This window comes from Kitasatospora sp. NPDC004615, assembly GCF_042873545.1.
Classification (GTDB): Bacteria; Actinomycetota; Actinomycetes; order Streptomycetales; family Streptomycetaceae; genus Kitasatospora.
The window spans coordinates 903,547-921,618 of record NZ_JBIALQ010000002.1 but is presented as its reverse complement, the minus strand read 5'-3'; the positions used below and the strand labels follow the sequence as shown (position 1 = coordinate 921,618).

Sequence of the window (18,072 nt, the reverse complement as noted above, 5' to 3'; positions counted from 1 at the left end):
GCCCGGTTACATTCCGAACCCGGAAGCTAAGCCTCACAGCGCCGATGGTACTGCAGGGGGGACCCTGTGGGAGAGTAGGACGCCGCCGAACAATTATTCAGGGAAAGCCCCCCGCCTTTTGGCGGGGGGCTTTTTCGCGTTTTCAGAGAATTCCCGACGCGGCCCGGGCCGGACCGCCCCACCTGCCCGGGCCGGCACGCCTCAGAGGCGCGAGCCGCCGGTCGCGTCGATGGTCTGGCCGGTGATCCAGCGGGAGTCGGGGGTGGCCAGGAAGGCGACGATGTCGGCGATGTCGTCGGGCTGGCCGATGCGGCCGAGCGCGGAGAGGGAAGACGCGTGGGCCTGGGCGGCGGGGTTGTCGCGGAGCCAGAAGGCATTGACGTCGGTGTCGATGATGCCGGGCCGGACCGAGTTGGCGGTGATGCCGCGGGGGCCGAGCTGGGCGGCGAGGTTGAGGGTGAAGTTGTCGAGGGCGCCCTTGGTGGCGTTGTAGGCGATGATCTCGGGCATGGCGATACGGGCGACGCCGCTGGAGATGTTGATGATGCGGCCGCCGTCGCGGAGCCGGGGCAGGGCCTGCTGGGTGATGAAGAACGGGGCGCGGACGTTGACCGCGAAGACCTCGTCGAACTCGTCCTCGGTGAGCTCGGGGAGCGCGGAACTGCGGCCTATACCGGCGTTGTTGACCAGGATGTCGAGCCCGCCGTCGGGGGTGTACTCGCGGCCGGCCCGGTCGAAGGCCTCCCAGAGGCGGGCGGCGTCGCCGTGGCTGCCGAGGGGTGCGTGGACCAGGAAGGCCCGGCCGCCGTTGGCGCGGATCTTCTCCAGGACGGTGGTGGCGGCGTCGTGGTCGCGGGCGTAGCCGATGGCGACGGTGGCTCCGTCCTGGGCGAGGCGTTCGGCGATGCCGCGGCCGATGCCGCGGGAGGCGCCGGTGACCAGGGCGATCTTGCCGTCAAGTGCGCGAGCAGACATGGTGGTTGACCCATCCCTCATTTGTTGAGTGACCGTTCAAGAAAGACCGTAGCACGGCCCGGCGCACTTTTTGAGTGATCGCTCTAAAATGGATGGCATGACGACGAGTGCAGGTGCGAGACGCGGCCGCCCGCCGGCCTTCGACCGGGCGGCGGTGCTGGTGGCGGCGACCAGGCTGTTCTGGGAGCGGGGCTACCAGGCCACCTCGGTAGGGGAGTTGACCGGGGCGATGGGGATCAAGCCGGGCAGCCTGTATGCGGCGTTCGGCGACAAGGAGTCGCTGTTCCGCGAGGTGGTGCGGGCGTACCAGCAGTCCCCGGCGGGGGAGTTCGTGGGGCTGGCGTTCGCCGAGGAGCCGACCGTCCGGGCGGCGTTCGCCCGGATCCTGCGGGAGGCGGCGCGGGTCTACTCGGATCCCGAGCACCCGGCGGGCTGCCTGGTGATCAGCGCGGCCACCAACGTGGCCGCCCAGGACGACGAGGTGGCGGTGTTCCTCCGGGAGCTGCGGGCCGCGAACCTGGCGGCGTTCGAGGAGCGGCTGTACTCCGCGCAACGGCTCGGCGAGCTCCCGCCCGGCGCGGAACCGGCCGCGCTGGCACGGTACTTCGGCGCGGTGCTCCAGGGGATGTCGCAGCGCTCCCGGGACGGCGCGGACCCGGCGGAGCTGACGGCGACGGCCGAACTTGCCATGGCGGCCTGGCCCGTTGTGGGCGCAGGCAGTATCGCCTCCTGAAAGCGGGCCGGAGGACGTACGCTCGGCAGTATGCAGACTGCTGAGAACACGTCAGGCGGCGGCCGGGTCGAACGCGTCGAGGTGCTGACGGCGGAACAGGCCGAGGTGGTACGGGAGTTGCTGGCGGAGGCGGCCCGGACGGACGGCCGGGAGGCGGTCTCGGAAGCGGGCCGGCTGCGCATTCGCCCCGACAGCCCCCGCCCGGGCGTGCGGCACCTGGTCCAGCTGGCGGACGACCGGGTCACGGGGTACGCCCAGCTCGAGGGCGAGCGTCCGGGGACGGTCGAGCTGACGGTGGCCCCGGCCGACCGCGGCCGGGGTCTGGGCGGATCGCTGGTGGACGCGGTGCTGAACGGCGCGGACGGCGAGCTGAACTTCTGGGCGCACGGCGGCCTGCCCGCGGCCCGGCACCTGGCCGAGGCCCACGGGGCGGTGCTGGTGCGGGAGTTGCGGCAGATGCGGCGCACCGCCGAGGCCCCGGAGCCGGTGCCGCTGCCGGCCGGCGTCGAGCTGCGGACGTTCGAGCCGGGCCGCGACGAGCAGGCCTGGCTGGCGCTGAACGCGCTGGCGTTCGCCCACCACCCCGAGCAGGGCTCGTGGACGGAGCAGGACCTGGCCGAGCGGATGGCCGAGCCGTGGTTCGACCCGAAGGGCTTCTTCCTGGCGGAGCGCGACGGCCAGCTGGTCGGCTACCACTGGACGAAGCTCCAGCCGGACGGCCTGGGCGAGGTGTACGTGGTGGGCGTGGACCCGGCGGAGCAGGGCGGCGGCCTGGGCAAGGCGCTGACCGCGGCCGGCCTGCGGCACCTGATCCTGGAGCGCGGGGTGCCGACCGTGATGCTGTACGTGGACGCGGACAACGCTGCGGCCGTCCGGGTGTACGAGCGGCTGGGCTTCGCCGTCCACGAGGTGGACCTGATGTACCGCTGGGAGCCGTCCGCAGGCCGCTGAGCCGGTCGGGCGCGGGGCGGGTGCCGGGCGGACGGAGCCGTCCGGTAACTGCCACAGGGGTGACGGACTCAGCTTTCCTCCCGGCCATGCGGTGTTTACCGTGGATTCAATTGGCGCCGCGAAGATCACAGAATGTCGTCCGTATTGCCCTGTCCGCGTCACCGCTCCACCCGCCGTCCGGCCGGGCCGGTTCCGGCTGCGCCGGGTGGGTGGCCCTGGGTCGACGAGGACGAGCAGCGAGCGGAGGCGTGTCCTTCGTCCCGCCGGGACCGCGTCCTGCAGGAGGAGCTGGAACAGATGAGCATCCCGCGCCCCGTCTCCGATTCGGCAGCGGCCGAGTCCAGCACCGAGCAGAAGCCGACCGCCCGGTCCGGCGCGAAGGCCGGGCCCGCGAAGGCCGGGCCCAGGTCCGGCGGCAGGTCCGCGGCCAAGGACCCGGCCGGTGGTCCGTCGAAGCAGTCGAAGCCCCGGGCCGCGGCGCGCGCCAAGGCCGAGCCGCCGGCGCCGGCCGAGCCGCTCCGGGCGACCACCGCACTGCCGGCGGCCTTCCTGGCGGCCAGCGCGGCCAGCGCGGGCGGCGTGGGCAGCACGGGCAGCACAGCCGTCGCGAGCAGCGCGGACGGGCGCGGCGCCGAGGAGGCGGAGCTGCCGCAGGGCCGGTTCCTGGACCGTGAGCGCAGCTGGCTGGCGTTCAACGAGCGGGTGCTGGAGCTCGCCGAGGACCCGAACATCCCGCTGCTGGAGCGGACCAAGTTCCTGGCGATCTTCGCGTCCAACCTGGACGAGTTCTTCATGGTGCGGGTGGCCGGCCTGAAGCGCCGGATCGCCACCGGGGTCGCCCAGCGGTCGGCGTCGGGGCTGCAGCCGCGCGAGGTGCTGGACCAGATCTGGCGCCGCTCCCGCGAACTGATGGCCCGCCACGCGGCGACGTTCCAGCAGGAGGTGCTGCCGGACCTCGCGGCCGAGGGCATCGAGCTGGTGCGCTGGCCGGACCTGGCGGAGACCGAGCAGTCCCGCCTGCACACGCTGTTCCGGCAGCAGATCTTCCCGGTCCTGACGCCGCTGGCGGTGGATCCGGCGCACCCGTTCCCGTACATATCGGGGCTGTCGCTGAACCTGGCGGTGGTGGTGCGCAACCCGGTGTCGGGCCACAAGCACTTCGCCCGGGTGAAGGTGCCGCAGCTGCTGTCGCGCTTCCTGGAGGCCTCGCCGCAGCGGTACGTGCCGCTCGAGGACGTGATGGGCGCGCACCTGGAGGAGCTGTTCCCGGGGATGGAGGTGCTCGCCCACCACGCGTTCCGGGTCACCCGCAACGAGGACCTGGAGGTGGAGGAGGACGACACCGAGAACATCCTGAAGGCGCTGGAGAAGGAGCTGATGCGGCGCCGCTTCGGGCCGCCGGTGCGCCTGGAGGTCGAGGAGTCCATCGACCCGTACATCCTGGACCTGCTGGTGCGGGAGCTGAACATCACCGAGGCGGAGGTCTTCCCGCTGCCCGGCCCGCTCGACCTGACCGGCCTGTTCGGCATCGCCGACCTGGACCGGCCGGAGCTGCGGTACCCGAAGTTCGTGGCGGGCACCGCGCGCGGCCTGATCGACGTCGAGTCGGCCTCGCAGCCGGACATCTTCGCCGCGATGCGCGAGCGCGACGTGCTGCTGCACCACCCGTACGACTCGTTCTCCACCTCCGTGCAGGCGTTCCTGGAGCAGGCCGCCGCCGACCCGCACGTGCTGGCGATCAAGCAGACGCTGTACCGCACCTCCGGCGACTCGCCGATCGTGGACGCGCTGATAGACGCCGCGGAGTCCGGCAAGCAGGTGCTGGTCCTGGTGGAGATCAAGGCGCGCTTCGACGAGCAGGCCAACATCAAGTGGGCCCGCAAGCTGGAAGAGGCCGGCTGCCACGTGGTGTACGGCCTGATCGGGCTGAAGACGCACTGCAAGCTGTCGCTGGTGGTCCGCCAGGAGGGCGAGACGCTCCGCCGGTACTCGCACGTCGGCACCGGCAACTACCACCCGAAGACCGCCCGGCTGTACGAGGACCTCGGGCTGCTGACCTCCGACCCGCAGGTCGGCGCGGACCTCTCCGACCTGTTCAACCGGCTGTCCGGCTACTCGCGCCGCGAGTCGTACCGGCGGCTGCTGACCGCGCCGCGCGGGCTCCGCGACGGCCTGGTCGCCCGGATCAACGGCGAGATCGCGCACCACCGGGCCGGCCGGCCCGCCTCCGTCAAGATGAAGGTCAACTCGATCGTCGACGAGGTGGTCATCGACGCCCTGTACCGGGCCTCGCAGGCCGGCGTGCCGGTGGACGTGTGGGTGCGCGGCATCTGCGCGATCCGGCCGGGCGTGCCCGGGCTGAGCGAGAACGTCCGGGTGCGGTCCATCCTCGGCCGGTTCCTGGAGCACTCCCGGGTGTTCGTGTTCGGCAACGGCGGCGACCCCGAGGTGTGGATCGGCAGCGCCGACATGATGCACCGCAACCTCGACCGCCGGATCGAGGCACTGGTCCGGGTCACCGACCCGGCCCACCGGGCCGAACTGAACGGGCTGCTGGACCTCGGTGTCTCCGACGAGACCGACTCCTGGCACCTCGGCCAGGACGGCAGCTGGATTCGCCACGCGCAGGACGCCGAGGGCCGCCCACTGCGGCACGTCCAGGACCTGCTGATCGACTCACGCCGCCGCAACCGCGGCTCCGCCGCCGCACGCTGAGCGGCACCCCGCCCGCGCCGGGAGCCCTTCCGGCGCGGGCGGCATGCAGCCCCGGGGCAGGCCCGGGGACGGAATCGGGGAGAGCCACAGCCATGACCGATGCGCCGACGACGGCCCCGGTGGCGCGCGCCGCGACCGCCGGGGAGGTCCTTGCCGGCTACCTGACCGCACAGGCGGGCGTGTTCCTGCGCGCCCTGCCGCAAGCGGTCGGCGAGGCGGGCTCCAGACCGGGTGCGCTCCCGGCGTCGGCACAGGCCGCGGACGACCTGCTGCGCGCGGTGCGCCGGATCGGCGGGGCACTGCACACCTTCGGGCCGGCCTTCGACCCGGTGTGGGCGCAGGAGTCACGGACCGAACTGCGCTGGCTGATCGACCTGCTCACCCAGGAACCCGGCTACCGGCGCCGCTCCGACCGGCTGCTCGGCGCCGTCGACTCGCTGGCCGACACCGCCCCCGACGGGGCCGGCATGCTGGCCGGCCACCCGGGCGCGCCGAAAGCCCGGGCGCTGCTGGAACGCCAGCTGACGCTGGCCCGGACCCGTTCGCACACCGCGCTGCTGCAGGAGCTGCGCTCGGCCCGGCTGCACGCGCTGGCCGACCGGATGACGCTGCTGGCCGGCGAGCTGCCGCTGGCGCCGGAGGCCGCCGCCGAGCCGGCGGTGGCGCTGCTGCCGCGGACGGCGGCGGCGCTGGCGGCGCTGGTGGCGGCGGCCGAGCGGCTGCCCTGGCAGCGTTCCGCGCAGGCGTACGCCGGTGCGGGCCTGCACCGGCTCGGCGCGGCCCCGGCGGACACGGTGCCGGTACCGCGCGGCGCCGGAGACACCGCGGACGTGGCGCTGGCGGCGGACGACGCGCCGTGGCTGCGGGCCCGGATCCTGGTGAAGCGGGCCCGGTACGCGCTGGAGGTGTGCAGCGCGCCGGACGGCGAACTGCTGGAGCTGGACCGGGTGCTGGGCCACCACCAGGACGCCTCGGACGCGGCGGCCACGGTCGCCGCGGCCGCCCGCACGCCGCGGATCACCCCGGCGACGGCATACGTGCTGGGTGTGGTGCACGCCGATCAGCGGCTGGACGTGGAGGCCGCCCGGTACGCTTTCGGGCGCCAGTGGCCGGCGGTGGCGCCCGGGCTGGCCGGCCCGGCAGCGGTGGCGTCGGATTGAACCCTGGATCCCCGACCTGGATGGACCGCGTGCCGCAGCTCCCAGATCACCCGTCCCCGTCCGACCGCGCCCACGCCCGGGCGGGCGGTGCCCGCACCGACCGCCGCCCGGCGGCCGGTGCGCGGTCGACGGTGCTGGCGGCGGGCGCGGTGCTGTGGGTGCCCGGGCCGCTGCGCAAGGACGGCAGCCGCAAGAAGCCGCGGGTGGCGCTGGTGCACCGGCCCAAGTACGACGACTGGAGCCTGCCGAAGGGGAAGCTCGACCCCGGCGAGGGCTGGCGGACGGCGGCGCTGCGCGAGGTGTGGGAGGAGACCGGGATGCGCTGCGTGCTGGGCCCGGAGCTGCCCACCCAGCACTACCTGGTGCAGGGCCGCCCGAAGGAGGTCCGGTACTGGGCCGCGGTGCCGACCGGCGGGGCGTTCCGGCCCAACCGGGAGGTGGACCGGCTGGAGTGGCTGCCGCCGCGGCGGGCCAAGGAACGGCTGACCCACCCCCGCGACCGGGCCCTGATCGACGCGCTGCTGGAGCTGTTGCTCGGCTGAGCGCCCCGGCCTGTTCCGTACGGCCGGGACGGGTGATCTGCCCGCGCCCGACCTGTGACGCAACCGTTACTACTGGCCAAGGTTTCCTGACATCCGTCCGAGGTTCACTCCCCGTTCATTTGTGACGGGCTGACGCGTCACCTGTCCTGCCTAACTTCGGGGTTACCGGAGGGCCGGAAGGGCCCCGGACCACAGCAATTCCGGTCACTCGCGGACCGGTAATGCCTCAGAAAGGGACACCCTGTGAACCTGCGGAACGGCCGCTCCAAGGCCCTCGCCATCGGTGCCGTCGCGCTCGTCTCCACGCTGTCGCTGTCGGCCTGCGGCACGGACGACAACTCCAAGCCCAGCGCGAACGGCTCGTCCGCCGGTGGGGCCCCGGCCGCCAAGATCGCCTGCTCCGACAAGGGTGGCCAGCTGCTGGCGGCCGGTTCGACCGCGCAGACCCCGGCGATCGAGGTCTGGAAGGCCGCCTACGGCGCCGCCTGCTCCAGCACCAGCCTGACCTACAGCGGTGGCGGCTCCGGCGCGGGTGTCACCCAGTTCAACCAGGGCAAGATCGCTTTCGCGGGCTCCGACGGCGCCCTCAAGGCGGCCGAGATCGACGCCTCGAAGCAGGTCTGCACCGGCGGCCAGGGCATCGACCTGCCGATGGTCGGCGGCCTGATCTCGATCGTCTTCAACGTCGAGGGTGTCGACAAGCTGACCCTGGACGCCCCGACCCTGGCGAAGATCTTCGACTCGCAGATCACCAAGTGGAACGCCCCGGAGATCGCCGCCCTGAACCCGGGCGTCAACCTCCCGGCTGCCGACATCCAGGCGATCCACCGCTCGGAGGACTCCGGCACCACCCAGAACCTGACCGCCTACCTGGCCAAGGCCGGCAACGGCGCCTGGAAGTACCCGGCCGCCAAGAGCTGGGCCGGCCAGGGCGGCCAGTCCGCGAACGGCTCCGCCGGCGTGGTGGCCCAGGTCAAGCAGGCCAAGAACTCGATCTCCTACGTCGAGCTGTCCTACGCCCAGACCAACAAGCTGAACAGCGCGTCCATCGCCACCGGCGCCTCCAAGCCGGTCGAGGCCAACGCCGCCAACGCCGCCACCACGCTGGCCAACGCCAAGATCACCGGCACCGGTGCGGACATGGCGCTGGACATCGACTACGCGACCAAGGCCGAGGGTGCTTACCCGCTGACCCTGGTCACCTACGAGATCGTCTGCGACAAGGGCAACAAGGCCGACACCCTGCCGGCCCTGAAGTCCTTCCTGAACTACACCGTCAGCGACGAGGGCCAGCAGGCCATCGGTGCGGTCGGCTACGTGCCGCTGCCGAAGGAGCTGGCCGGCAAGGTCAAGACCCAGATCGACGCCCTCGCCTGAGGCTGAGCGCGACCGGCCGGGCGGCCCCCGAAGGAGGGGGAGGGGCTGCCCGGCCGGGCCGTGCGCCACGCGCACCATCCGCAACGCCAGCACCACCCACCACCAGAACGTCCGGGGCACCGCCGCCAAGGTGCCGCCCTCCGCGGGGCAGCGCCGCCAGACCGGAGTAAACGATCATGACTTCTTCCTCCCCCGCCGACGCGCGGGGACGGACCCCACGACGCCGCGACAGCCGCCGCGGTGACGCCGTGTTCTTCAACCTCTCCCGCGGTGCGGGCATCCTGCTGCTGGTCATCATGGCCGCCATCGCAGGCTTCCTGGCCTACCGCTCGGCCCTCGCCCTGGGCAAGAACGAGGGCAACTTCCTCACCACCTTCGAGTGGACGCCGGACGCCGCGACGCCGGTGTTCGGCATCGCCGTGCTCGCCTTCGGCACCCTGGTCAGCGCGCTCATCGCGATGCTGATCGCGGTCCCGATCGCGGTCGGCATCGCGCTGTTCATCTCGCACTACGCGCCGCGCCGGATCGCCCAGCCGTTCGCCTACCTGGTGGACCTGCTGGCCGCCGTCCCGTCGATCGTCTACGGCCTGTGGGGCGTGCTGTTCCTGGTTCCGCACATGGACGGTCTGACCAGCTGGATGGACCAGTACCTCGGCTGGACGTACATCTTCGACCAGTCCAGCGCCGGCGTCCTGCCACGCAACCTGTTCACCGTCGGCATCCTGCTGGCGATCATGGTGCTGCCGATCATCACCGCGGTCACCCGCGAGGTGTTCCGGCAGGTCCCGCGGATGCACGAGGAGGCGGCGCTCGCGCTCGGCGCGACCCGCTGGGAGATGGTCCGCACCGCGGTGCTGCCGTTCGGCCGCCCCGGCATCATCTCCGCGTCCATGCTCGGCCTGGGCCGCGCGCTCGGCGAGACCATCGCGGTCGCCACCGTGCTGTCCACCAACAGCAAGCTGTCGCTGCACCTGCTCGACCCGGGCGGCGGCACCTTCGCGGAGAACATCGCGCTGAAGTTCAACGAGGCCCAGCCGCTCGGCCGGGACGCCCTGATGGCCTCCGGCCTCGTCCTGTTCGTGATCACGCTGCTGGTGAACGGTGCCGCCCGCGTCATCATCGCCCGCCGCAAGGAGTACTCGGGGGCCGCCGCGTGAGTACCGTCTCGACCGTCACCGACGCCACCGTCCCGCAGCTCAGCCACCGGCTGACCGCAGCCCGGCTGCCCCGCTGGGCACCGGCCGGCATCGCCGCGGCCTCGATCGCCGTCGGCTGCGGCCTCGGCGCCGTCGCCGGCCTCAAGAGCCACCTGCAGTGGGGCCTGATCTCCGCCCTGCTCTTCCTGGTCGCCAGCTACGCCGTCTCCGCCTCGGTGGAGGGCCGCCGGCAGGCCAAGGACCGCTTCGCCACCTCGCTGGTGTGGGTCGCCTTCATCTGCGCCGTGGTGCCGCTGGTCGCGCTGACCTTCTACACCGTGCAGCAGGGCATCGGGGCGATCAGCCCCGAGTTCCTCAGCCACTCGATGAAGGGCGTCGTCGCCACCCTCAGCCCGGACGGCGGCATCTACCACGCCATCATCGGCACCGTCGAACAGGTCCTGCTGGCCACCCTGATCGCCGCGCCGATCGGTCTGCTCACCGCCGTCTACCTGGTGGAGTACGGCCGCGGCCGGCTCGCCAAGGCGGTCACCTTCTTCGTCGACGTGATGACGGGCATCCCGTCGGTCGTCGCCGGTCTGTTCATCCTCTCGCTCTGGAACATCCTCCTCGGCTTCCAGTACTCGGGCTTCTCCGGCAGCCTCGCGCTGGCGATCCTGATGATGCCGGTCGTGGTCCGCTCGACCGAGGAGATGCTCAAGCTCGTCCCGAACGAGCTCCGGGAAGCCTCGTACGCGCTCGGCGTGCCGCGCTGGAAGACCATCCTGCGGATCGTCCTCCCGACGGCCATCGGCGGAATCACCACCGGTGTGATGCTGGCGGTCGCCCGCATCACCGGTGAGACCGCCCCCGTGATGATGCTGGTGTTCGGCGCCGACTTCATCAACAGCGACCCGTTCAACGGACCTCAGCAGTCCCTGCCGCTCTACATCTGGCAGCAGTACTCGCAGGTCAACAACGACTACGGCTACTCGCGCGCCTGGGGCGCGGCGCTGGTGCTGATCGCCTTCGTGATGGGGCTCAACCTCATCGCACGGGGCATCGCCCGCTGGCGCGCGCCCAAGGGCGGACGCTGACCCCGACTGACGTACGAACAGACGAGAGAAGACGAAAGATCATGGCCAAGCGCATCGACGTCAGCGGACTGTCCGCCTACTACGGCTCCACCCGCGCCATCGAGGACATCTCGATGACCATCGAGCCCCGCTCGGTGACCGCGTTCATCGGCCCCTCCGGCTGCGGCAAGTCCACCTTCCTGCGCACCCTCAACCGGATGCACGAGGTGATCCCCGGCGCCCGGGTCGAGGGCAAGGTGATGCTCGACGACGAGAACCTGTACGGCTCGAACGTCGACCCGGTCGCCGTCCGCCGCTCGGTCGGCATGGTGTTCCAGCGCCCCAACCCGTTCCCCACCATGTCGATCTACGACAACGTGGTGGCCGGCCTGCGGCTGGCCGGCGTGAAGAAGAAGTCCGTCCTGGACGGCGTGGTGGAGAAGTCCCTGCAGGGCGCCAACCTCTGGAAGGAGGTCAAGGACCGCCTGAACAAGCCCGGTGCGGGCCTGTCCGGCGGCCAGCAGCAGCGCCTGTGCATCGCCCGGGCGATCGCGGTCGAGCCCGAGGTGCTGCTGATGGACGAGCCCTGCTCGGCCCTCGACCCGATCTCCACCCTCGCCATCGAGGACCTGATCGGCGAGCTGAAGTCGCAGTTCACCATCGTGATCGTGACCCACAACATGCAGCAGGCGGCCCGCGTCTCCGACCGCACTGCGTTCTTCAACCTGGCGGGCGTCGGCCAGCCCGGCAAGCTGATCGAACTGGACGACACCCAGCGGATCTTCTCCAACCCGTCGGTGCAGGCCACCGAGGACTACATCTCCGGCCGCTTCGGCTGACCGGCCCCGCCGCCTTCCGGCGGCGGAGCACACCAGCTGCTCCACGGTGCTGCATGGCGGTGCCGCCGCGGAGCCGACGAAGGGCCCGCCCCCGTGCTGTGGGGGCGGGCCCTTCCGCTCTGTCGCTTACTCGCTGACGCGGTCAGAGGACCAGCAGGTTGGTGAGGCCGAACATCGCGGCGGCCACGAGCGCCGCCGCCGGCATGGTGATGAACCAGCCCATCACGATGTTCTTCGCCACGCCCCAGCGGACCGCCCGGACCCGCTTGGTGGCGCCCACGCCCATGATCGCCGAGGTGATCACGTGGGTGGTGGAGATCGGCGCCGCGTAGACGAACGAGGTGACGTACATGACCGCGGAGGCGGTGGCCTCGGCGGCGAAGCCCTGCGGCGGGTCCAGCTCGATGATCTTCCGGCCGAGGGTGCGCATGATCCGCCAGCCGCCCGCGTAGGTGCCCAGCGAGAGCATCATGGCGCAGGAGATCTTCACCCAGATCGGGATGCCGGTGCCGGAGTGGTGGCCGGAGATGGTCAGTGCCATCACCACGATGCCCATGGTCTTCTGGGCGTCCTGCAGGCCGTGCGCCAGCGCCATCGCGGCCGCCGAGGCGGTCTGCGCCACCCGGAAGTTGCGCTTGGCCTTGTGCGGGTTGGCCTTCTTGAAGATCCACAGGATCGCCAGCATCACCAGGAAGCCGCCGATCAGGCCGACCACCGGCGAGATGACCATCGGAAGGATGATCTTCTCGACCACGCCGTGCCAGATCACCTCGGTACCGCCCGCCAGCGCCGCGCCCACCATGCCGCCGAACAGCGCGTGCGAGGAGGAGGACGGTAGGCCGAAGTACCAGGTCACCAGGTTCCAGGCGATGGCGCCGACCAGCGCGGCGAACAGGATCGCCATGCCCTTGGAGCCGGTCGGGGTCTCGATGATCCCCTCGGAGACGGTCTTCGCCACCCCGCTGCCGAGGAAGGCGCCCGCCAGGTTCATCACCGCGGCCATCGCCAGCGCCGCCCGGGGGGTCAGCGCCCGGGTGGAGACCGAGGTGGCGATCGCGTTCGCGGAGTCGTGGAAGCCGTTCGTGTACGTGAAGAAGAACGCCACGCCGACGACGACGATCAGTGCTGCCATGTCCACGGAGCTCAGGACTCCTTGACGGCGATGGTCTCCACCGTGTTGGCCACGTGCTCGAACGCGTCGGCGGCCTCTTCGAGGACGTCCACGACCTGCTTGAGCTTCAGCACCTCGATCGCGTCGTACTGGCCGGAGAACAGGTGGGCCAGCAGCTTGCGGTGGATCTGGTCCGCCTGGTTCTCCAGCCGGTTGATCTCGATCCAGTACTCGGTGAGGTTGGCCATCGAGCGCAGGTTGGGCATCGCCTCGGCGGTCAGCTCGGCGGCCCGGGCCAGCACCTCGATCTGCTGCTCGATGCCGTTCGGGAGGGTCTCGATGTCGTACAGGACGACAAGGTCGACGGCCTCCTCCATGAAGTCCATGATGTCGTCCAGCGAGGACGCCAGCGCGTAGATGTCCTCCCGGTCGAACGGGGTGATGAAGGAGGAGTTCAGCTGGTGGAAGATCGCATGGGTGGTGTCGTCCCCGGCGTGCTCGGCGGCGCGCATGCGCTCGACGATCTCCGCGCGGGCGGACACGTCCGAGCCCAGTAGTTCCAGCAGGAGCTTGGATCCGACGACAAGGTTCTCCGCCGCGGCGGCGAACATGTCGTAGAAGCTCGTCTCCTTCGGGGTCAGGCTAAAACGCACGGAAATCTCCGATGTGCGGGGTCGGTACTTGACGATGCTAGGCGCACGTCCGCCGTGTCCGGACACGGGGCCGCCGACGCGCGCCCTAAGTGTGTCCCACGACACGCCGGTTTGCTCCCGCTCTGCAGGGGGATCTGTGCCCTGACGCCCGGACGGCGGAACACCAGACCGGCGCCGGATGTTGGACACTGGGGGCACCTCCCGGCCGAAGGCTGGGGGAGGGCCGAGTACCGAAACCAAGAGGGCGGACCGGGATGACCACCATCGACACCCCCAGCACCGACACCGCACCGGCGTGCCACGGAGCGGCGCAGGGCGCCGGGCCGCACGGCTACAGCAGCGACAAGGAAGCACACCTGAAGCGACTGCGCCGGATCGAAGGTCAGATCCGCGGCCTGCAGCGGATGGTCGACGAGGACGTCTACTGCATCGACATCCTCACCCAGGTCTCCGCGTCGACCAAGGCGCTGCAGTCCTTCGCGCTGTCCCTGCTCGAGGTGCACCTGGCGCACTGCGTGGCGGCCGCCGCGGAGGCGGAGGACGGAGGCGAGGCGCTGAACGCCAAGGTCTCCGAGGCCAGCGCGGCCATCGCGCGACTGCTCCGCACCTGACGCCCGGTCGTCCTGACGTCCGCTCAGCCGTCCGTGCCGGACGGCTGTTCGTCGTCCCTGCGCAGCAGCACCTGGTCGATCTGCTCGGCGGCCAGCCGTTCGGCGCGGCTGGCCGAGGCGGCGATCATCAGCTCACCGGCCAGGTCGATCTCGTCCAGCGCGGTGCTGTCGTGGCCGCCGGTGCCGCTCTCCCCGGTTGCCATTGGCCTCCACCCCTTCCGCGCCCCGTCCGTGCCGACTACCCGCCCCCGTACCAGCGTAGGCAGCGGGAGGCCGGCCCACATGGCACGGACGGGCCATCTCTGGTGTCCGAAACGGGTGGGACGGTCACTTCGGGGAGGGCGAGGCCGACATCGACCAGAGGTCGGCGGCGGACGGCTCGGCGGCCTCCACCGGCTTGCCGAAGTCGGTCAGCGCCAGCGTGGAGACCACCTTCACCTGGTCCTTCGCGGCGGTGGAGCCGGCCACCCCGGCGAAGGTGAAGTTCTCCACCACCTTGTGCAGCCGGCCCTGGTCGTCCAGCCAGACCTCGTACGGGACCTCCTTGACCGTGAAGGTCTGCCCGGCCATCCGCAGGCCGTCCGCACCGCGGCCGCCGGTGGCGTCGGCGGCCTTCACCAGGTCCAGGGTGCCCTTGTAGTGCTTCAGCTCCACGCCGTTCACCGTCTCGGAGCCGACCAGCTCGGCGCTCTGCGCCCCGCGCAGCGCGCCCGCGGCGGACGCCGGGTCGGTGGCGCCGGAGCTCACCAGGTTCCCGTCCGGGAGCTGGCGGACGTCCAGCTTGACCCACTTGCCCTCGGGGATCTTGGCGCCGCTGTTCTGCAGGTAGACCGTGCCGGGCAGCACCACCTCGACGATCTTCCCGCCGGCGGCGGCCCCCGACGGGACGTCGATCTCCAGCCGGCCCAGCCGCTTCACGTAGTCGTAGCCGCCGGTGCCGTGGAACACCGCCTTCTTCTCCGCGGACTCGGTGCTCAGCTCGGTGGACGCGTGCGCCGAGCCGGTGCGGCCGGTGATGTCGGCGGTGGAGCGGACCGCGGTCAGCGGGTCGGGGGACAGCTGGTCGGCGGAGCTGTCCTGGTTCTGCCCGCCGCCGGTGCAGGCGGTCAGCACACCGGCGAGCGCGGCCGCGGCAGCGGCCCGGTAGAGCTTCTTCACGACTTCGACAACCCCCTGGCCCCGGAAGGCCCGGCCAGCAGCCGCCCCGGATGGACAGCGCGCCTGCCAGGCAAACGAGTTGGGGTCCGGAAGGTTACGGGCGGTCGACCCTTCGCCGAACACGTACCGGCGTGCGACCAGGGAGGACTACCGTGAAGGACGTGGCAGACCGGCAGCCGGAGACGACCGGCGTGGCAGCGTGCAGCGACCATCGACCCGAGGTGGTGGAGCGCGGATCCTTCTGCTTCGCCCAGTGCGACTGCGGCTGGTTCGCCCCCGGGCGGCGCTCCCGCGACCGGGCCCGGCGGGACGCCGCCGAACACCTGGCCGACCCGGAGCCGCTCGACTGACTCGCTGCTTCCGTGAGGCGGTCAGGCCGCCAGGTCGGACTCCCGGTCGCGCTCCGCACGCCGGCCCGAACGGGCCGCCCGCCCGCTGCCCTGACCGGCCGACCGACGCCGGCCACCGGCCGCGGCGGGGGCCTTGGCCGCCACCAGCGGCCGCAGCGCCGTCCGGGACAGCGCGTGACAGAGCGGCACCAGCACGGCCATCGCGATCGGCGCGAGCAGCAGCACCACGGCGGTGGCCAGCGCGTAGCCCCCGATCACGTCCGTCGGGTAGTGCACGCCCACGTACATCCGGCAGAAGCCCTGCAACAGGGCGAGCGCACCGGCGGCCACCCCGAGCTTGCGGTTGACCAGGAACAGCGCGACGGCGATGCCCATGGACATCGCGGAGTGGTCGCTGACGAAGGAGAGGGTGTCCTCCTTGCCGGGCACCAGCACGTCGATCTCGGGGTGGTCGACGAACGGGCGGGGCCGGTCGACGATCGCCGAGATCGGCAGGTTGGCGAGCTCGGCGATGGCGACCGCGATCGGCGCCCACAGCACCCCGGCGACGGCGACCGGCGCATCGGGGCGACGGCGGGCACTCAGCCAGGCGGTCAACCCGATCGCGGCCAGGCCCAGCAGGATGCCGTACTCGGCGGTCCAGGCGACCAGTGAGTCCAGCCAGCCGGGCGCGTCGGCGGCCAGGCCGTTGACTGCCTTGAGCAGGCCGAGGTCGGGGTCACCCGAACCGGTTCCCGCATCGGCGAGCAGCGTGGCCACGCCGTACCTCCCTGTCCGCATCTCCGCAGTGGTCCCCGATCAGTGCGGCCGGGTGCGGACGTCCGGCAGCCTCCTGAGTCAACGCGATCGAGACCACCGGGGGTTCCGTCCGAAACATGCTGTTATGCAAACTTGACTCACCGTCCACCCCGCATGCACATGCCGAGCGGACGGCCCGTCAGCTCTTTACCGGTCCTTGACCCGCCGTGATGGTGCCGTCGTTCTTGTTCCGGCTGGGCAGCGCGGCCGCACCGTCCGGGGTGACCCGGGTCGCCCCGATGTAGTCCCGCTGGTCGATCTTGTCGTAGCGCACCTTGGCGCCGGTGTGCGGGGCGTCGATCATGTAGCCGCCGCCGACGTACAGACCCACGTGGTGGATGGTCCGCGGGTCCTCCAGGTCATTGGCGAAGAACACCAGGTCGCCGGGCCGGAGTTGGTCCCGCGACGGGTGCGGCCCGCTGTACCACTGGTCGTTGGCCACCCGGGGCAGCTCGATGCCCACACTCTTGAACGCCGCCTGGGTCAAACCCGAGCAGTCGAACCGCCCGTCCTCCCAGGTCTGCCCGGTGCCACCCCACATGTAGTCGATGCCCAGCTTGCTCTGCGCGTAATAGATCGCCCCCGCCGCCTCCTTGGACAGCGCGATCTGCGCCCCCGGCTTCGGCGGCGCGGTGAACGACTTCGCCAGCGACTGGATGCTCTTCACGTACCCCTGGGTCTCCTTGTACGGAGGCACCCCGTTGTTCTTGATCACCGCGTACGGCCCGGCGTTGTACGCGGCCAGCATGTTGGCCTGCTTGTCCCCGGGCACCTTGGCGACGTCCCGGGCCAGCGCGCAGTCGTAGGTGGCGGCGGAGGCGATCGCGTCGTCCGGGTTCCAGATGTCCGGCTTGCCGTCGCCGTTGCCGTCCGTCCCGTACGTCGCCCACGTCCCCTCCAGGAACTGGGCCATCCCGTACGCCTTCGCCGGGCTCTTCGCCAGCGGGTCGAAACCGCTCTCCTGGTACAGCTGCGCGGCCAGCATCGGCGCCGAGATCTCCGGGCACAGCGCGCCCCACTTCTGGATCTGCGCCCGGTACTGCGCGGGCACCGTCCCATCGGACAGCGCCAGTTCACCGGCCTGGTCCGGCGCCCCGCTGGCCGCGTACGTCCCCAGCGTCACCACCCCGACGAACCCGATGGCCACCACCGCGGTCGCGGCGCCAGCGAGCCGAGCCTTCCGGAGCACCATCCCGCACCATCCCGACGGATCGTCAGCAGTCATGTCCTGTTGCGTTATTGCCCGGTGCAATCATCACAGATACCAAGGGCGGGCAGTATCCTCGGACTACCGGACATCTTGGCGGAGGCGTCCGGCCGCCACGAGCAATCCGCGAGAAGCAGCCAAGTCGGCGTCAGATCTGGCCAAGAATAGGACCTGCCCCTTCGCTCGACCGTGGTCCGGGGCCTTGAATTTTCCTGATCGGGCGGTGAGATGGGATGAACCTGAACGTGGACAGCGCAGTGATCCGGTACCTGGCGGAGGACCCGCCGAAGAAGGCCGGCATCGACACCATCATCGGCGGCATCGCCCCCGACTGGGGCCCGTTCGCCTCACTCGGCTCCTCGGCCCGCGTGATGGTCCAGGTCGTGATGGCCGTCGCCATCCTGGTCTGCCTGGGCATCGCGATCTGGGGCGCCGCCAAGCAGCGGATCGGCGCCACCGCGATGCGTGACACCTTCAGCGCCGAACAGGGCAAGGGGCTGATCATCGCCGGCCTGACCGGCGTGTTCATCATCGGTTCGCTCGGCACCCTGTTCACCATTGTGTACGGCATGGCGATCTGACCATCGGACAACTCCCGTCCACCTCGCGCAGATCCACGCTCCGCGCGCCGACACCGAGAACACCCGTCACGCCGCCGCGCCCCGCGCGGTGACGCCGCA

Annotated in this window: 19 protein-coding genes and 1 rRNA gene; 13 read left to right on the top strand and 7 right to left on the bottom strand. The window is 71.2% G+C overall.

All coding sequences use genetic code 11. The annotated features are described in order from the left end of the window. A 5S ribosomal RNA gene (gene rrf / locus ACFYS8_RS11035) occupies positions 1-91 on the top strand; the annotation flags it as partial. 110 nt (positions 92-201) lie between these two features. Here rrf and ACFYS8_RS11030 read toward each other — a convergent pair. Continuing rightward, positions 202-975 (bottom strand): SDR family oxidoreductase, encoded by a 774-nt coding sequence (locus ACFYS8_RS11030; protein ID WP_387638818.1) that lies wholly within the window; start codon positions 973-975, stop codon positions 202-204. Between the two features lie 88 nt (positions 976-1,063). Here ACFYS8_RS11030 and ACFYS8_RS11025 point away from each other — a divergent pair, with 88 nt between their 5' ends. The 9 genes from ACFYS8_RS11025 (at position 1,064) to pstB (ending at position 11,504) form a co-directional block, all read left to right on the top strand. Next, positions 1,064-1,708, top strand: a complete 645-nt coding sequence (locus tag ACFYS8_RS11025; RefSeq protein ID WP_387638815.1) for a TetR/AcrR family transcriptional regulator — start codon at positions 1,064-1,066, stop codon at positions 1,706-1,708. A gap of 30 nt (positions 1,709-1,738) precedes the next feature. After that, positions 1,739-2,659 carry a mycothiol synthase gene (gene mshD / locus ACFYS8_RS11020; protein WP_387638814.1) on the top strand — a complete coding sequence of 307 codons (921 nt, stop codon included), beginning with the start codon at positions 1,739-1,741 and terminating at the stop codon, positions 2,657-2,659. A gap of 297 nt (positions 2,660-2,956) precedes the next feature. Then, entirely contained in the window at positions 2,957-5,374 is a 2,418-nt protein-coding gene (locus ACFYS8_RS11015; protein WP_387638811.1) for an RNA degradosome polyphosphate kinase, read from the top strand. 92 nt (positions 5,375-5,466) lie between these two features. Further along, on the top strand, positions 5,467-6,534 hold the full coding sequence (locus tag ACFYS8_RS11010; protein WP_387638808.1) for a CHAD domain-containing protein: 1,068 nt from the start codon (positions 5,467-5,469) through the stop codon (positions 6,532-6,534). A 29-nt stretch (positions 6,535-6,563) separates the two neighbouring features. Further along, positions 6,564-7,076 (top strand): NUDIX hydrolase, encoded by a 513-nt coding sequence (locus ACFYS8_RS11005; RefSeq protein ID WP_387638806.1) that lies wholly within the window; start codon positions 6,564-6,566, stop codon positions 7,074-7,076. A gap of 243 nt (positions 7,077-7,319) precedes the next feature. Then, entirely contained in the window at positions 7,320-8,453 is a 1,134-nt protein-coding gene (pstS, locus tag ACFYS8_RS11000; protein ID WP_387638804.1) for a phosphate ABC transporter substrate-binding protein PstS, read from the top strand. A gap of 176 nt (positions 8,454-8,629) precedes the next feature. Beyond that, positions 8,630-9,610, top strand: coding sequence for a phosphate ABC transporter permease subunit PstC (gene pstC, locus ACFYS8_RS10995; RefSeq protein ID WP_387638801.1), 981 nt, complete (start codon positions 8,630-8,632; stop codon positions 9,608-9,610). Then, positions 9,607-10,686 carry a phosphate ABC transporter permease PstA gene (gene pstA / locus ACFYS8_RS10990; protein ID WP_387638798.1) on the top strand — a complete coding sequence of 360 codons (1,080 nt, stop codon included), beginning with the start codon at positions 9,607-9,609 and terminating at the stop codon, positions 10,684-10,686. Before pstC ends, pstA begins: the two co-directional genes overlap by 4 nt. Positions 10,687-10,727: 41 nt before the next feature. Then, entirely contained in the window at positions 10,728-11,504 is a 777-nt protein-coding gene (pstB, locus tag ACFYS8_RS10985; RefSeq protein WP_380488732.1) for a phosphate ABC transporter ATP-binding protein PstB, read from the top strand. 142 nt (positions 11,505-11,646) lie between these two features. Here pstB and ACFYS8_RS10980 read toward each other — a convergent pair whose 3' ends face one another. Further along, a complete protein-coding gene (locus ACFYS8_RS10980; protein ID WP_387638795.1) occupies positions 11,647-12,642 on the bottom strand; it encodes an anion permease in 996 nt (331 codons plus the stop codon). Positions 12,643-12,647: 5 nt separating this feature from the next. Further along, entirely contained in the window at positions 12,648-13,268 is a 621-nt protein-coding gene (locus ACFYS8_RS10975; RefSeq protein ID WP_387638793.1) for a DUF47 domain-containing protein, read from the bottom strand. 254 nt (positions 13,269-13,522) lie between these two features. Here ACFYS8_RS10975 and ACFYS8_RS10970 point away from each other — a divergent pair, with 254 nt between their 5' ends. After that, positions 13,523-13,879 carry a metal-sensitive transcriptional regulator gene (locus ACFYS8_RS10970; protein WP_387638790.1) on the top strand — a complete coding sequence of 119 codons (357 nt, stop codon included), beginning with the start codon at positions 13,523-13,525 and terminating at the stop codon, positions 13,877-13,879. 23 nt (positions 13,880-13,902) lie between these two features. Here ACFYS8_RS10970 and ACFYS8_RS10965 read toward each other — a convergent pair whose 3' ends face one another. Next, entirely contained in the window at positions 13,903-14,082 is a 180-nt protein-coding gene (locus ACFYS8_RS10965) for a hypothetical protein (protein ID WP_387638787.1), read from the bottom strand. Between the two features lie 124 nt (positions 14,083-14,206). Then, positions 14,207-15,037 carry a hypothetical protein gene (locus ACFYS8_RS10960; RefSeq protein ID WP_387638784.1) on the bottom strand — a complete coding sequence of 277 codons (831 nt, stop codon included), beginning with the start codon at positions 15,035-15,037 and terminating at the stop codon, positions 14,207-14,209. Positions 15,038-15,189: 152 nt separating this feature from the next. Here ACFYS8_RS10960 and ACFYS8_RS10955 point away from each other — a divergent pair, with 152 nt between their 5' ends. Continuing rightward, positions 15,190-15,387, top strand: a complete 198-nt coding sequence (locus ACFYS8_RS10955) for a hypothetical protein (protein ID WP_387638781.1) — start codon at positions 15,190-15,192, stop codon at positions 15,385-15,387. Positions 15,388-15,408: 21 nt separating this feature from the next. On the opposite strand, the gene ACFYS8_RS10950 is transcribed toward ACFYS8_RS10955, so the two are convergent. Next, on the bottom strand, positions 15,409-16,167 hold the full coding sequence (locus ACFYS8_RS10950) for a phosphatase PAP2 family protein (RefSeq protein ID WP_387638779.1): 759 nt from the start codon (positions 16,165-16,167) through the stop codon (positions 15,409-15,411). Between the two features lie 157 nt (positions 16,168-16,324). Beyond that, positions 16,325-17,377 (bottom strand): NlpC/P60 family protein, encoded by a 1,053-nt coding sequence (locus tag ACFYS8_RS10945; RefSeq protein ID WP_387638776.1) that lies wholly within the window; start codon positions 17,375-17,377, stop codon positions 16,325-16,327. A gap of 248 nt (positions 17,378-17,625) precedes the next feature. On the opposite strand from ACFYS8_RS10945, the gene ACFYS8_RS10940 reads away from it, so the two are divergent. Next, positions 17,626-17,973: a hypothetical protein gene (locus tag ACFYS8_RS10940; RefSeq protein ID WP_387638773.1), complete on the top strand. Its 348-nt coding sequence runs from the start codon at positions 17,626-17,628 to the stop codon at positions 17,971-17,973. Positions 17,974-18,072: the final 99 nt, after the last annotated feature.